A 15,484-nucleotide genomic window follows, 5' to 3' on the forward strand; every position below is an offset into this window, starting at 1 on the left:
GCCTGGCCGGGGGGTCGCGCGCGGCATGGAGGGGCGTGGTTGGTGACCTTTGCCGCGCAAAGGCACCCTTGTCGCTGGCCGCGCAAGACGGGGCTTGCGCGGCGTGATTCGATTGACTTCCGGAAATTTGATCATATTCTGCGCCCCAACCCAATTCCGGAGGCCGCGCATGACCCTGCTTACCCCCAATTCGCCCACCGCAGACCTGCAGGCGCTGGACGCCGCGCATCACCTGCATCCCTTCACCCACGGTGCCGGGCTGGCCGAAAAGGGCGCGCGGATCGTGACCCGGGCCGAGGGCTGCTGGCTGACCGACAGCGACGGCAACCGCATCCTGGACGGGATGGCGGGCCTGTGGTGCGTGAACATCGGCTATGGCCGCAGCGAACTGGCCGATGCGGCGCAGCGCCAGATGCTGGAACTGCCCTTTTACAACACCTTCTTCCAGACCTCGCATGTGCCGGCGCTGAACCTGGCGGCGAAGCTGGCCGAACTGGCGCCGGGCGACCTGAACCACGTCTTTTTTGCCTCTTCGGGGTCGGAAGCGAACGACACGAACCTGCGGCTGGTGCGGACCTACTGGCAGGAGAAGGGCCAGCCTGAACGCCAGGTGGTGATCTCTCGCTGGAATGCCTACCACGGGTCGTCGGTGGGATCGGGCAGCCTCGGCGGCATGAAGGGCATGCACGCGCAGGGCGGAATGCCGATCGCCGATATCCACCATATCGACCAGCCCAACTGGTGGAGCGAAGGCGGCTATGCCACGCCCGAGGCATTCGGCCTTGAGCGCGCGCAGGCGCTGGAAACCGCGATCCTTGAAATCGGCCCCGAGAAGGTCGCCGCCTTCATCGCCGAGCCGATCCAGGGGGCCGGCGGCGTCATCGTCCCGCCCGAGACCTACTGGCCCGAGATCCAGCGCATCGCCCGGAAATACGGCATCCTGCTGATCGTGGACGAGGTGATCTGCGGCTTTGGCCGCACCGGCAACTGGTTCGGCAGCCAGACCTACGACATCCAGCCGGACATCATGACCGTCGCCAAGGGCCTGTCCTCGGGCTATCAGCCGATCGGGGCCTCGATCGTCACCGACGAGGTTGCCAAGGTGATCGAGAACACCGAGTTCAACCACGGCTACACCTATTCCGGCCACCCGGTCGCCTGTGCCGTGGCGCTGGAAAACCTGCGCATCCTCGAAGAAGAGGGGATCGTCGACCGCGTGCGGGACGAGACCGGCCCTTATCTGAAGGAACGCTTTGAAAGCCTTGGGGATCACCCGCTGGTGGGCGAAGTCAAGATCGTCGGCATGATGGGCAGCCTTGCCCTGACCCCGGACAAGGCCACGCGCGCACCCTTTGCCGAGCCGGGGACCGCCGGGCTGATCTGCCGCGAGCGCTGTTTCGCCAACAACCTGATCATGCGGCATGTCTATGACCGCATGGTGATCTCTCCGCCGCTGGTGATTTCGAAGGATGAGATCGACACGCTGGTGGAGCGGGCGCGCAAGAGCCTAGACGAGGCGCTGGAACAGCTGAAGGCCGAAGGGCACATGGACATCGCGCAGGCGGGGTGAGCCCCGGCCTGCCCGAGCGGTACGGGCTGCTTTCGCTCAGCGCTTGATCCAGACCTTGGCCGTCTCGAATTCGTCGGCGGTGAAGAACCGGGTGTCTGCGCCGCTGAGCGTGCGCAGCGCCCGTTCGCCCAGTCTTTGCCAGGCGGCGTTCCCGACAATCGCCGCGCGGTCGATCAGGCGGTAATGGTCGCGCACCACCTTGAGGTGTTCAAACAGCGCGCCCAGCCCCTGCCAGCCGTCAAAGTCGCGCGTGTCGATCAGCAGGCGAAAGCGGTCGTTGGCGCGGATGAAGGCATCCAGATCGTCGGATTCCGCGTCATAGATCGAACTGTCGAGCTGGCCGCGCAACTGGACGTGCAAGACGCCATCGCCGAGATCGGTCTGGTGAATGGCGCCCAGGGATTCGGACATCCAGCGCCGGGCCTCCTCGGATTCGTCGGGCGGAAAGACGCGGACCGGGCAGGGCATCAGCACCGACAGGCCGGTGACGGCGCGGCGAATCCAGGGCCTGTCCGTCACCACCGCCAGCCGGTCGAAGCCGCGCCAGTGGCGCAATCCCATGCGCGCGTCGTCGAACAGGGCGCCAAGGGTGAAATCCTCGAAATCCGGGCCAAAGATTACGAGGACGCGAATCCTCTCGTGGTCCTCGATGGCGGTCTCCAGCGCGGGGACAAGGATCTGTTCATAGTCCTTGTCGCTGACGACGCCGGAGACATGCACCTCGTAGAGACCGGGGTGGCCGGTGGTCTTTACCTTGATCATGGCATCCTCCGTAGCTTGTGTGGCAGCAGTCGGGGGCGCTGCGTGGCCGGCGTCCTGACGCAGGTCACGGCGGGGGGATCAGGCGGTGACGCGCTGCGGGGCGCCGGTGGCCATGTTGGTGCCGACGTAGGGTTGTTTCGCGGCCTTCCAGGCGGCAAACCCGCCGTCCATGTGGGCAATGGTCTTTATCCCGGCGTCGAGGGCCGCGCGCGAGACGCGTTCCGACCGCACGCCGGAGCCGCAGTGAAAGACGATCCGCTTGTCCGACTGGCCGGGCAGGGCGTCGGGCTTGAAGAAGGCCATCGGCATCAGCAGCGCGCCTTCGATGTGTTCGAACATGTATTCCTGCGGGGTGCGCACGTCGATCACCACGATCGACCTGTCGGCAATCCCCTTGGCGACCTCTTCGACGGTCCACGTCTCGAAGGTGGCGTCCCCCACGGTTTCGGTTTTCATTTCCTGTCTCCTCGGCGGCTGCTGTTTGGCGCGCGGGCGGTCAGGCGTGCTGCGCCCTGCCTCGACATTCAGATAGTCGAATATCAGCGCGTTGCAACCGGGGAGACTGTGGGGACTGGTCTGCGGGAGGGCGGGCAATTGTGCCGCCGTCCGGGTGATCCGGCCGCGCAAGGGGTGGCCTGGATCGGTCTGGCCCCGGCCCGCCGCCGGGGCACCAGCTGTCAGCCGGCCTTCTTGATCGCCGAGACGGGGCGGAAGAAGGTCCTGGCGAATGTCTCGCCGTACAGGGCGCAGATGGTTTCGAAAGTGATCAGGGGAACTGGCACGACTGCCTCCTTTGGTTGGGGTGTCGGAATTGTTAGGGCAACTTTATTTCAATGAAAAGCGCTAACGGGTTTCTGTTATTACCGACCTTCGTCGTAACCCGGGGTCGCGAAGGCGGGTGAGGAAGTCTCTGACGCCCCTTTTCAGAATCGCTCGGATCCTGCTAAGTCTTGTGGGGTGAATACACAGGACCGCAATATCCGCCCGCTCATCCGACAGCTGGACGAGGCCGCCATCAACCGCATCGCCGCCGGCGAGGTGGTCGAACGGCCTGCATCCGCGGTCAAGGAACTGGTCGAGAACGCCATCGACGCGGGTGCCCGGCGGGTGCGTGTCGACATCGCGGACGGCGGCAAGACGCTGATCCGGGTGAGCGACGACGGCTGCGGCATGACCCCCGAGGACCTGCCGCTGGCGCTGTCGCGCCATGCGACCTCCAAGATCGACGGCAGCGACCTGCTCAACATCCATTCCTTCGGCTTTCGGGGCGAGGCGCTGCCATCGCTGGCGGCGGTGGGGCGCCTGACGGTGCAGAGCCGCGCGCAAGGCGCCGAGGGCGCCGAGATCACTGTGGCCGGGGGCGTGGCAGGGGCCGTGAAACCCTGTGCGTTGAATGCCGGGACGGTCGTGTCCCTGCGCGATCTCTTTTTTGCCACGCCCGCGCGGCTGAAGTTCCTGCGCTCGGACCGGGCCGAGGTCATGGCGATTTCGGACACGGTGAAACGGCTGGCGATGGCGGAACCCTCGGTGGGCTTCACCCTGCGCGACGTGAGCGGTGGGCAGGAGCGGGTGACGTTCCGCGTCGATCCCGAGACCGGCGACCTGTTCGACGCGCTGCGCGGGCGGCTGGGGCGGATCATGGGGCAGGAGTTCATCGAGAATGCCCTGCCCATCGACGCCGAACGCGAAGAGGTGCGGCTCACCGGCTATGCGGCGCTGCCCACCTATTCGCGTGGATCCGCCGTGGCGCAGTTCCTGTTCGTCAACGGGCGCCCGGTGCGGGACAAGATGCTGATCGGCGCGCTGCGCGGCGCCTACCAGGACTTCCTGTCGCGAGATCGGCACCCGGCGGTGGCGCTGTTCGTGGATTGTGATCCGCACCGGGTGGACGTGAACGTGCATCCCGCGAAATCCGAGGTGCGGTTCCGCGAACCGGGCGTGGTGCGCGGGCTGATCGTCTCGGGCCTGCGACACGCGCTGGCAGAGGCGGGGCACCGGGCCTCGACCACGGTGGCGGGGGCGACGCTGGGCGCGATGCGCCCCGAGCAGCCCAGCCAGCCGCGCGTCTACCAGATGGACCGGCCCTCCTTGGGGGCGCGGCAGTCGAGCTATGCCGCGCAGGCACCGGGGTTCGCGGATTTCAACGGCGGGTATTCGGGCCGCGTGGTAGAGCCCGCGCCGACCGAACAAGAGGCCCCGGACCAGATCCGGGACGGCGTTGCGCCTGATGGCGCCGCTCCGGACCGGACCTCTGAACGGGTTTCGCTGCCGCTGGGGGCCGCGCGGGGGCAGGTGCATGAGAATTACATCATCGCCCAGACCGAGGACGGCGTGGTGATCGTCGACCAGCACGCGGCGCATGAGCGGCTGGTCTATGAAAAGCTGAAACACCAGATGGCGGAAAAGGGTGTGCCCGCGCAGGGTCTGCTGATCCCCGAGGTGGTGGACCTGTCGCCGGACGATGCCGCGCGGCTGCTGGCGCGGGCGGATGATCTGGAACGCATGGGCCTGCGGATCGAACCCTTTGGCGCCGGGGCGATTGCCGTGCGCGAAACGCCCGCGATCCTTGGCGAGGTCAACGCCGAGGCGCTGGTGCGCGATATCCTTGACGAGCTTTCGGACACCGGCGACAGCGGGTTGCTGCAGGAACGGATCGAGGCGATCCTGTCGCGCATGGCCTGTCATGGCTCTGTCCGGTCGGGCCGGGTGATGCGGGCCGAGGAGATGAACGCGCTGTTGCGCGAGATGGAGGCGACGCCGCATTCCGGCCAGTGTAACCACGGGCGGCCCACCTACGTCGAGTTGAAACTGTCGGATATCGAGCGGCTGTTCGGGCGGAGTTGACTGTCAGCGCTGCAATTGAATTATGCTAGCGGGATAAAATACCGGAAGGTTTCGCATGTCAGACTTTTTCAACGACCCTCAGATCGCGGTCTCAGCGTTGCCTTGGCTCATGACAGCTATTGCTGTGGTGACGTTGATCGTTTTGGTGCAGTTCATCACGAAATCCCGATTGGTGCAGCGCGGTCTGATCTTGCAAGATCAACTGGATGCGACAAAGGGAGAGTTGACCTCGGAACGGGCGCGTGCAGAGCACCTCAGCCACGAATTGGCCGGCGAGCGGGTGCGTTCGGAGCGGCTGGCTAAGGTCGAAGAGGATCTCAACCAAGAACAGCGGCAGCGGCAGGACCTAGCGAAGCAATGCGCAGAACTGACGACCCGGATCGATAGCATGAAGGCCGCACACGAGGAGAAACTGACGGAACTACGTAGCGTGCGAAAAGAGCTGGAAGAGAAATTCTCCAACCTTGCTAACACGGCATTGGAGCAGAATTCGGGTAGTTTTCTGCGACTTGTCTCGGAGCGCTTCCAGAAGCATCAAGAACATGCCGAAAAGGAGCTTGCAACGCGACAAGAAGCGATTGGGAATTTGGTCAAACCTTTGCAGGATCGGCTTCTGAAATTCGATGAGCGCATGGGTGACATCGAGAAGGCTCGTACCGAGGCCTATGGCGCAATCCGCACGCAGGTAGAGCAATTGACCCATGGCCAGCAGACGCTGAACAGTGAAACCCGCAAATTGGTGCAGGCACTAAGGGCACCTAAGACCCGTGGGCGTTGGGGAGAAATGCAGCTTCGGCAAGTCTTTGAGATGGCGGGTATGACCGAAGAGGTGGATTTCCAGACAGAGACTAGCATGGAAACGGACCAAGGGTTGCGCCGCCCCGATGCGCAGGTACGCATTCCCGGCGGCAAGAGCATAATCGTTGACGCCAAGACGCCTTTGGACGCCTATCTCGACGCGCTCGAGGCAGAGACACCAGAACAGCGCGACTTGCACATTACGCGCCATTCCAAGCAGGTCCGCGAACATATCAAGCAATTGTCGTCCAAAGCATACCAGGATCAGCTGGATAGCACGCCAGATTTCGTTGTCATGTTCATTCCTGGAGAGACATTTGTATCTGCTGCCTGCGAGGCTGATCCCAACCTGCTGGAATTTGGGTTTGAGAGACGGGTTCTGATAGCCACGCCGACGACGTTGATGGCACTGATCAAGGCGATCGCCTACGGTTGGCAACAAGAGAAAATGGCGGAAAATGCCGCTGAGGTGCAACGTGTCGCGCGTGAGATCTATGACCGGCTAGGAACGTTCGCAAACCATCTGGACAAGGTCGGTCGCAGTTTGCGCTCCTCAGTCGAATCTTACAACAAGTCGGTCGGCTCTTTAGAGGGACGCGTGCTTCCTTCCGCACGCAAGTTCGAAGCGTTGAGTGTGGTTTCTGCCGCTGAAAGCCTTCCTGATGTGGGGCGAGTTGAAGTCGAACCGCGTCCGATTTCTGCGCCTGAGTCGCAGGTGTCAGTCGAAAACGGCTCACACATGAAAGGGTAATCGGAGACGAAAGCTATGGATTGGCGATCAGCTAATGGTAGCTGATTTGGCTTGAATTGCGGCTTGTTTTCTTCCCTCGAGGGCGCGGTGGCAATTGTCTCGCTGCCGTAGCTCTTGCATCTCATCCGTTGAATGTTGTCAGAGCGGTTGAACCGAATGCGGTTCAACGCGTTATACTCAAGAAGAATCACGGGGTTGAACCGGATTTCGGACGCGGACGGAGACGCCGCGCCGCCATCCCGTCCGCGTGGCACCGCCCCGATGCCGGGGTGGGAGGAGGTGTCGGATGCGCGAGAGAATTTGTTTAGCGTTAAACAAGGTGCCATGCACTGGGTGCATGGATGTTATGCGGCTGCGCGTCTGCCGCAAGGGCAATCGGACTGATACACCCTGCCCAACCGTCGGGAGGTTTGGGAGAGGCGGGGCGAAAGCCGGTTGCACCCCAGTATCAGATCCGATTGTTTAGGATTAAACCAATCGCGCCGCGCCGGGCGCAACAAAGGGAAGAGGGCATATGAAAGATACCCCCCAGGACGTCGATCCCGTCGAGAGCCAGGAATGGCAGGACGCGATCGAAGACGTGATCGAGCGCGACGGGGCCGACCGCGCGCATTTCCTGCTCGACAAGGCGGTGCAAAGCGCCCGGGCCGCGGGTGCCAAGCTGCCCTTTTCGGCCACCACCCCCTATCAGAACACCATCTCGCCGGATGACGAGGTCGATGTGCCGGGCGACACCGAGATGGAATGGCGCATCCGCACCATCAACCGCTGGAACGCCATGGCGACGGTGGTCAAGCGCAACAAGGAAAGCAGCGAATACGGCGGCCATATCGCCTCCTTCGCCTCGTCCGCGGCGCTCTATGATATCGGGTTGAACCACTTCTGGCGCTCGAAGTCCGCGATCCACGGCGGCGACCTGGTGTTCTTTCAGGGGCACGTCATCCCGGGTATCTACGCGCGCTCCTTCATGGAGGGACGCATCAGCGAGGAAGAGCTGAAGAACTTCCGGTCCGAGGTGAACGGCGGCGGCCTGTCGTCCTACCCGCACCCCTGGCTGATGCCGGACTACTGGCAGTTCCCGACCGTCAGCATGGGCCTTGGCCCGCTGATGGCGATCTACCAGGCGCGGTTCATGAAGTACCTCGAGAACCGCGGGCTGATCGAAAAGCAGGACCGCAAGGTCTGGGCCTTCCTCGGCGATGGCGAGATGGACGAGCCGGAAAGCATCGGTGCCATCCACCTGGCGGCGCGCGAGGGGCTGGACAACCTGATCTTTGTCATCAATTGCAACCTGCAGCGGCTTGACGGGCCGGTGCGCGGCAACTCGAAAATCGTGCAGGAACTGGAGGGCAACTTCCGCGGCTCTGGCTGGGACGTGATCAAGCTGCTCTGGGGCCGGGGCTGGGACGAGTTGCTGGAACAGGACACCAGCGGCAAGCTGCGCCAGCTGATGGATGAAACCATCGACGGCGACTACCAGACCTTCAAATCGAAGGACGGCGCCTATATCCGCGAGCATTTCTTCGGCAAGTACCCGGAGACCGCGGAACTGGTGAAGGACTGGACCGACGACCAGATCTGGGCCCTGCGCCGCGGCGGTCACGATCCGAAAAAGGTCTACAACGCCTTCAAGCGCGCCACCGAGGCCGAGGGCCAGCCCACCGTCCTGTTGGTCAAGACCGTCAAGGGTTACGGCATGGGCACCGCCGGTGAGGGGCAGAACACCACTCACCAGCAGAAGAAGATGCAGCTGGACCAGCTCAAGGCCATGCGCGACCGGTTCAAGATCCCGGTCACGGATGAAGAGCTGGAAAAGGACATCCCCTTTGTCAGCCTGAACAACGCGCAGAAGGCCTACCTGGCCGAGCGGCGCAAGGAACTGGGCGGGGCTTTCCCCAAGCGGTCCACCGAGGCGCCCAAGCTGGAAATCCCGGGACTGGACAAGTTCAAGGGCCAGCTGGAATCGACCGGCGATCGCGAGATTTCCACCACCATGGCCTTTGTCCGCATCCTGACCACGCTGCTGCGTGACAAGCAGGTGGGCAAGCAGGTGGTGCCGATCGTTCCGGACGAAAGCCGGACCTTCGGCATGGAAGGCCTGTTCCGGTCGGTGGGCATCTACAACCCGAAGGGCCAGCAATACACGCCCGAAGACCGTGAACAGATGTCCTATTACAAGGAATCGGAAAACGGTCAGGTGCTGCAGGAAGGCATCAACGAGGCCGGCGCCATGGCGGACTGGATCGCGGCTGCGACCGCGTACAGCAACCACGGCGTGCCGATGATCCCGTTTTACATCTACTACTCGATGTTCGGGTTCCAGCGGATCGGCGACCTGGCCTGGGCGGCAGGCGACAGCCGCGCGCGTGGCTTCATGCTGGGCGGCACCGCCGGGCGGACCACGCTGAACGGCGAGGGTCTGCAGCACGAGGATGGCCACAGCCATATCCTGGCCGGCACGATCCCGAACTGCATCAGCTATGACCCGACCTTCAGCTACGAGGTCGCGGTGATCGTGCAGCACGGGTTGCAGCGGATGTTCGTCGATCAGGAGGACGTGTTCTTCTACCTCACCCTGATGAACGAGAACTACAAGCACCCCGACATGCCAATGGGCGCCGAAGAGGGCATCATCAAGGGGCTGTACCGCTTCCGCAAGACGGCCAACCCGGCCAAGAAGCACGTCAACCTGATGGGCTCGGGCACGATCCTGGTGCAGGCGATCAAGGCCGCCGACATGCTGCAGGAAGATTTCGGAGTGACCAGTGACATCTGGTCGGCCACCTCGTTCAACGAACTGGCGCGCGATTGCCAGGACGTGGCGCGGCACAACCGGCTGAATCCCTTTGCCGAGCAGAAGACGTCCTTTGCGGCGCAGACGCTGGCGAACATCACCGGGCCGACCATCGCCGCCACCGACTACATGAAGAACTACGCCGAGCAGATCCGGGCCTGTGTGCCGGGGCGCTACACGGTGCTGGGCACGGACGGTTTCGGCCGCTCGGACAGCCGCGTGAACCTGCGGCGCTTCTTTGAGGTGGATGCCAACCACATCGCCGCGGCGGCAATGGTGGACCTTTGGCGCGAGGGGGCTGTTTCGGACAAGGATCTGGAGGCAGCGCTGAAGAAATACGACATCGACGGCGGCAAGCCGAACCCGCGTCTGGTCTGATACGGCGCACGAGGAGACAGGAAATATGACCGTAGAAGTAAAAGTGCCGGATATCGGCGATTTCAGCGATGTGCCGGTGGTGACCGTCCTGGTGAGCGTGGGCGACACGATTGCCGAAGAAGACCCGATCGTCGAACTGGAGTCCGACAAGGCAACGATGGAAGTGCCGTCCTCTGCCGCGGGCGTGGTGAAGGAGATCAAGGTTTCGGAGGGGGACAAGGTGTCCGAGGGCGCGGTGATCCTGATCGTCGAGGGCGAAGGCGCCCCGGCGGCCAAGGAAGAGCCCAAGGCCGAGGCCCCGAAAGCCGAGGAGCCCAAGGCGGCCTCTGCCCCGGCGGCGGCGCCTGCGCCCGCGCCGAAGACGGATGCCGGGTTCTCCAAGGTGCATGCCTCGCCGTCGGTCCGGGCCTATGCCCGCCGGGTCGAGGTGGACCTGAACAAGGTGAACGGATCGGGCCGCAAGGGCCGCATCCTGCGCGAGGACGTGGAAAAGGCGCTGAAGGCACAGACGGTCCCGGCGGCAGCCGGTGGCGGCGCCGTGTCCGGCGGCATGGGCATCCCGCCGATCCCGGCGGTGGACTTCTCCAAGTTCGGGCCCGTGGAAGAGGTGGAGATGAGCCGGATCAAGAAGATCTCCGGCCCCGCGCTGCACCGGTCCTGGCTGAACATCCCGCATGTCACCCACAACGACGAGGCGGACATCACCGATCTGGACAAGTACCGCAAGGAAATGGACACGATGGCCAAGGAAGACGGCTATCGCGTGACCCTGCTGTCCTTTGTCATCAAGGCCAGCGTTTCGGCGCTGAAAAAGCACTGGGAGTTCAACTCGTCCATCCATCCGGACGGCGACAAGCTGATCAAGAAGGACTTCTACAACATCGGTTTCGCGGCGGACACGCCGAACGGGCTGATGGTGCCGGTGATCAAGGACGCCGACCGCAAGGGGCTGGTCGATATTTCCAAGGAACTGATGGAACTGTCCAAGGCCGCGCGCGAGGGCAACCTGAAGTCCAAGGACATGCAGGGCGCCACCTTCACCATCTCGTCGCTGGGCGGGATCGGCGGGACCTCGTTCACGCCCATCGTGAACGCGCCCGAGGTGGCGATCCTGGGCCTGACCCGGTCCAAGATGCAGCCGGTCTGGAACGGCGAGGAATTCGTGCCGCGCCTGATGCAGCCGCTGTCGCTGTCCTATGATCACCGTGCCGTCGACGGTGCCTTGGCCGCACGCTTTGTCGTGACGCTCAAGACGCTCTTGGGCGACATGCGCAAGTTGATGTGGTGAGGTGAAAACGATGGAAGTCAAAGTACCCGATATCGGTGATTTCTCCGAGGTGCCCGTCGTTGCGATCCTGGTCAGCGTGGGCGACACCGTCAGCGAGGAAGACCCGCTGATCGAACTGGAAAGCGACAAGGCCACGATGGAAGTGCCCTCGCCCGCCGCGGGCAAGGTCGTGGAGATCAAGGTGTCCGAAGGCGACAAGGTCGGCGAAGGCTCGGTGATCCTTGTGCTGGAAGGGGCGGATGCCAAGGAAGAGGCGCCGAAGGACGAGGCACCCGCCGCCGAGGCGCCGAAATCCGTGGCCGCCACCGGCAGCGCCAGCGGCCCCGGCGATGTGCATGCCGAGGTTGTCGTGCTGGGTTCCGGCCCCGGCGGCTATTCGGCGGCCTTCCGTGCCGCCGACCTGGGCAAGAAGGTGGTCATGATCGAGCGCAACCCGACGCTGGGCGGTGTCTGCCTGAACGTCGGCTGCATTCCGTCCAAGGCGCTGTTGCACGTCGCCAAGGTCATCACCGAGGCCGAGGAGATGGGGTCTCACGGGATCAAATTCTCCAAGCCGGAGATCGACCTGGATGCGCTGCGCGGCTTCAAGGACGGGGTCGTCGGCCAGCTGACCGGTGGGCTGGACGGCCTGTCGAAGGGGCGCAAGGTGCAGGTCGTGCGCGGCTATGGCAAGTTCACCGGGCCGAACATGATCGAGGTGCAGGGCGACGACGGGGTCAAGACCGTCTCCTTTGACCAGTGCATCATCGCCGCCGGGTCGGAACCCGTGGATCTGCCTTTCATCCCGCATGACGATCCGCGTGTGATCGACAGCACCGGTGCGCTGGAGCTGAAGGACATTCCCGAACGGATGCTGGTGCTGGGCGGCGGCATCATCGGGCTGGAGATGGCCTGTGTCTATGATGCGCTGGGGTCCAAGATCACGGTCGTCGAACTGATGGACCAGATCATTCCGGGCGCCGACAAGGACATCGTCAAGCCGCTGATGACCCGCATCAAGGGCCGGTATGAAAACATCTTCCTCAAGACCAAGGTGACGGCGGTCGAGGCGTCGGATGCCGGGCTGAAGGTGACCTTCGAGGACGACAAGGGCGAGAGCTTTTCCGATACCTTCGACAAGGTGCTGGTGGCCGTGGGGCGCAAGCCGAACGGCAAGCTGATCGACGCCGAGAAGGCCGGTGTCGCGGTGGATGACCGTGGTTTCATCGCCGTGGACAGCCAGCAGCGGACCGGCGTGAACCATATCTTTGCCATCGGTGACGTGGTGGGCCAGCCGATGCTGGCGCACAAGGCGGTGCACGAGGGCAAGGTGGCCGCCGAGGTCTGTGCCGGGGAAAAGCGGCATTTCGATGCCAAGCTGATCCCGAGCGTGGCCTATACCGATCCCGAAGTGGCCTGGTGCGGGCTGACCGAAACCGAAGCCAAGGCGAAGGGCGTCAAGTACGAGAAGGGCGTGTTCCCCTGGGCGGCCTCGGGCAAGTCGCTGTCCAACGGGCGCAGCGAGGGCGTGACCAAGCTGTTGTTCGATCCCGAGGACGACCGGGTGATCGGCGCCTGCATCGTGGGCACCAACGCGGGCGACCTGATCTCGGAGGCGGCGCTGGCCATCGAGATGGGCGCGGACGCGGTGGACCTTGGCCACACGATCCACCCGCACCCGACATTGTCGGAGACGGTGAACTTTGCCGCCGAGATGTTCGAGGGCACGATCACCGACCTGATGCCGCCGAAGAAGCGCAAGAAATGAACGCCTGAGAGGGCTGTTGGGAAGGGGCGGCGCGAGCCGCCCTTTTTCGTGTGCGGTCGCCGGGACGGGACTGTTTGCGGCTACGCCGCAAAGACGCCCGCCCGCCGACCCTTGGGGCGGGCCGAGCGCCGCGCGGCATCAGGCATCGCTGGCGATCTGGGCAACCGCGTCGCCGCGACTGACCCGGCCCGGAACGCGTTTGGCGAGCAGGAAACCGGCGAAAGGCGATGCGACCTCGACCGGTGCGGCCAAGGGTTTCAGGGGGTCATGGATCTGTCCGATGGGTTCGCCCGCGGCGACCGGATCGGCGATCTGCTTGAAAGGTTCGAAGAGGCCCGCGTCATAGGCATAGACCGAGCCGCGAGCCTGAACCTCTCTGGTGCCCCGGGGGGCGTCGGGACTGTAGTCGGGCAGCATGTCCAGCGCATGCAGGATGCGCTGCAGCCCGCGTTCTGTCATGGCCAGGACCTGTGGGTCCAGGGTGCCGCCACCGCCGAGTTCCGCCATCATCGAGATCACGCCCTTGCGGTTCGCACCTGCCATCGCGGTGCGCCCGGTCGAGTGGCGGCCGGGGCTGGAGGCGAAGACCCAGGCGTAGGGCAGGTCGAAGCCGGTTTGCAGGCGGGCCAGCAGCGCGGCCTCGCGGTCATCCGCTCCGGGGCCACGCAGCACCGTCGGCGGATAGAGCAGCGAGGTGCCGCCCGAATGCAGGTCGATCAGGACATCCGACCGGGGGATCAGGACCTCTTCGACGTAGTGGGCGATCATGTCGGTCGGGGTGCCGGAGGGATTTCCGGGGAAGCTGCGGTTGAGGTTGCCATCGTCAACGGGGGAACAGCGGCGTCCGGCCTCGGCGGCGGGCGCGTTCAGGGCCGGGAGCAGGATCAGCCGGCCCCGGATGCGGGCCGGGTCAAGCTCTCGTGCGAGCCGGGTGATGGCGAGTTGGCCTTCGTATTCGTCGCCGTGAGTGCCGCCGGTCAGAAGCAGTGTCGGGCCGGGGCCATTGGAGAGGCAGACGATCGGTACGCCGATCCAGCCATAGGCGCTGTCATGGGTGGAATGCGGCACGCGCAGGTAACCCGCCTGCCGACCTTCGGCGTCCAGATCCACTTCGGCGGTGATATGCGTCATGACCCGGCCCCCTTTTCCGGGGCCGAGCCTAGGCGGGCGGCGGCGCGGAAGCCAGCCTCAGATGTTCAGGAAGGGTTGTGCCAGCCGCGCGAGGCCCTTGAGCCGCAGCGGCGCGTCGGTGACGGCAAGGCAGATGCAATCCTGCGAGATGTCCGCGACCGGCGTATGCTGCAGGTCCGCGTCGGCGATCTCGATGTCGCCACGGGCGAAATAACCCTCATCGTCCTGGAAGGCACCTTGCAGGACCAGCGTCAGTTCCAACCCGCGGTGGCCATGATCGGGCATGGCCGTGCCCGCGGGAATGTAGAGCAGCCGTGCCGTGGCATCCGGCGAGGTTTTCAGGATCGCCTGTTTGACACCCATGCCGACGGGACGCCATTTCACCGCGTCCAGCGAACCGCCGATGTAATCCAGCAGCGGCGCCGGGGCGACCGGGTCCTGCGGCACCTTGATGTCACGCGGCGCGGGGGCGTCCATTGCCCGGATCATCGCCAGCGTGGCGTCGAGGCAGCCGTCGTCCAGCGTCTCTGCCTCTGTCGTGTCCAGAACGGCGCCGCCGAGGGCGTCATGCGCCTCGACCGCCGCGCGGCAATCGTCGCAGAGCGAAACATGGGTGGCGATGATGAGATTGACGGCCTCGGGCAGCGTGCCCGCGGAATAGCCCATGATGAGGTCGTCGGTCAGGTGGTGTCGGATCGTCGTCATCGAAGCATCACTTCCTGTCCATGGCGTGTCTGAGGCGCTGAAGCGCCAATCTGATGCGGGATTTGATCGTGCCGAGCGGCAGCCCGGTGGCCTCGGCGATCTCGCTGTGGGTGAGATCGCCGAAATAGGCCTTTTCGATCAGCTCCCGCTGTTTCGCGGGAAGAGAGGCGAGCGCCTCTCCCAGGTGTTCCGTTTCCTGTTGCAGGCCCAGCCGGTCTTCCTGGTCCGGCTCTGCCTCGGGGCCCCAGGGCAGATCCTCGGGCTCGGGTCGTTTCTGTTTGCGCAGGGCGTCGATCCGACGGTTCCGCGCGATGGTAAAGATCCATGTCGCGGCCGAGGCGCGCGCCGGATCGAATTGTGCCGCCTTCTGCCAGACGGTGGCCATGACGTCCTGGACGCATTCCTCTGCCTGCGCGGCATCGGCGCCCGAGCGCATCAGAAAGGCCTTTACCCGGGGAGCGAAGTGCCGGAACAGCGCGACGAAGGATGCCTCGTCGCGGTGGTCTCGGATACGGATCAGCACCGCGGCCCAATCCGGGCCACTGTCGTCTGCGGTTCCTGCGCTCACGGGTTTGGCCTTGTCACGGTCATCCCCCCTGACATGCCCATTGATCGCCGGGGCCGCAATGGGCGTAGCGTCGCGGGTGTCGAGAGGTTCAGTCGCGCCAAACATAATCGGATTACGCAGGGGGGACGGGATCGGATCACCGGATGCG

The 15,484-nt window shown here is 64.3% G+C and carries 11 protein-coding genes; 6 read left to right on the forward strand and 5 right to left on the reverse strand.

The genetic code is table 11. From position 1 onward, the window contains the following. The first annotated feature begins 169 nt into the window (after positions 1–169). On the forward strand, positions 170–1,570 hold the full coding sequence (locus ACQY5B_RS24450) for an aspartate aminotransferase family protein (protein WP_305970214.1): 1,401 nt from the start codon (positions 170–172) through the stop codon (positions 1,568–1,570). A gap of 36 nt (positions 1,571–1,606) precedes the next feature. On the opposite strand, the gene ACQY5B_RS24455 is transcribed toward ACQY5B_RS24450, so the two are convergent. Together ACQY5B_RS24455 and ACQY5B_RS24460 are read right to left on the reverse strand one after the other, a co-directional pair. Beyond that, positions 1,607–2,332, reverse strand: a complete 726-nt coding sequence (locus ACQY5B_RS24455; RefSeq protein ID WP_305970215.1) for a SpoIIAA family protein — start codon at positions 2,330–2,332, stop codon at positions 1,607–1,609. Positions 2,333–2,410: 78 nt separating this feature from the next. After that, the gene (locus tag ACQY5B_RS24460) at positions 2,411–2,788 is read right to left on the reverse strand and encodes a rhodanese-like domain-containing protein (protein ID WP_420326938.1); all 378 of its coding nucleotides are present in this window, start codon (positions 2,786–2,788) and stop codon (positions 2,411–2,413) included. Between the two features lie 501 nt (positions 2,789–3,289). Between ACQY5B_RS24460 and mutL the strand changes: the two genes are divergently transcribed. From mutL to lpdA, 5 genes are all read left to right on the forward strand, one after another. Beyond that, positions 3,290–5,176 carry a DNA mismatch repair endonuclease MutL gene (gene mutL, locus ACQY5B_RS24465; RefSeq protein WP_420326937.1) on the forward strand — a complete coding sequence of 629 codons (1,887 nt, stop codon included), beginning with the start codon at positions 3,290–3,292 and terminating at the stop codon, positions 5,174–5,176. 55 nt (positions 5,177–5,231) lie between these two features. Beyond that, positions 5,232–6,725 carry a DNA recombination protein RmuC gene (locus tag ACQY5B_RS24470; RefSeq protein ID WP_420326936.1) on the forward strand — a complete coding sequence of 498 codons (1,494 nt, stop codon included), beginning with the start codon at positions 5,232–5,234 and terminating at the stop codon, positions 6,723–6,725. 514 nt (positions 6,726–7,239) lie between these two features. Next, a complete protein-coding gene (aceE, locus tag ACQY5B_RS24475; RefSeq protein WP_420326935.1) occupies positions 7,240–9,897 on the forward strand; it encodes a pyruvate dehydrogenase (acetyl-transferring), homodimeric type in 2,658 nt (885 codons plus the stop codon). Between the two features lie 25 nt (positions 9,898–9,922). Further along, positions 9,923–11,185 carry a dihydrolipoyllysine-residue acetyltransferase gene (gene aceF, locus ACQY5B_RS24480; RefSeq protein ID WP_420326934.1) on the forward strand — a complete coding sequence of 421 codons (1,263 nt, stop codon included), beginning with the start codon at positions 9,923–9,925 and terminating at the stop codon, positions 11,183–11,185. Between the two features lie 10 nt (positions 11,186–11,195). Further along, positions 11,196–12,932: a dihydrolipoyl dehydrogenase gene (gene lpdA / locus ACQY5B_RS24485; protein ID WP_305970220.1), complete on the forward strand. Its 1,737-nt coding sequence runs from the start codon at positions 11,196–11,198 to the stop codon at positions 12,930–12,932. 138 nt (positions 12,933–13,070) lie between these two features. Here lpdA and ACQY5B_RS24490 read toward each other — a convergent pair whose 3' ends face one another. Genes ACQY5B_RS24490 through ACQY5B_RS24500 form a run of 3 tightly spaced genes read right to left on the reverse strand, consistent with a single transcriptional unit; the run spans position 13,071 to position 15,441 of the window. Beyond that, positions 13,071–14,063, reverse strand: a complete 993-nt coding sequence (locus ACQY5B_RS24490) for a succinylglutamate desuccinylase/aspartoacylase family protein (protein ID WP_420326933.1) — start codon at positions 14,061–14,063, stop codon at positions 13,071–13,073. Between the two features lie 57 nt (positions 14,064–14,120). Next, entirely contained in the window at positions 14,121–14,768 is a 648-nt protein-coding gene (locus ACQY5B_RS24495; RefSeq protein ID WP_420326932.1) for a ChrR family anti-sigma-E factor, read from the reverse strand. A gap of 7 nt (positions 14,769–14,775) precedes the next feature. After that, positions 14,776–15,441, reverse strand: coding sequence for a sigma-70 family RNA polymerase sigma factor (locus ACQY5B_RS24500; RefSeq protein ID WP_420326931.1), 666 nt, complete (start codon positions 15,439–15,441; stop codon positions 14,776–14,778). Between the last annotated feature and the right edge of the window lie 43 nt (positions 15,442–15,484).

This window comes from Antarctobacter sp. (assembly GCF_965277915.1).
Taxonomy (GTDB): domain Bacteria; phylum Pseudomonadota; class Alphaproteobacteria; order Rhodobacterales; family Rhodobacteraceae; genus Antarctobacter.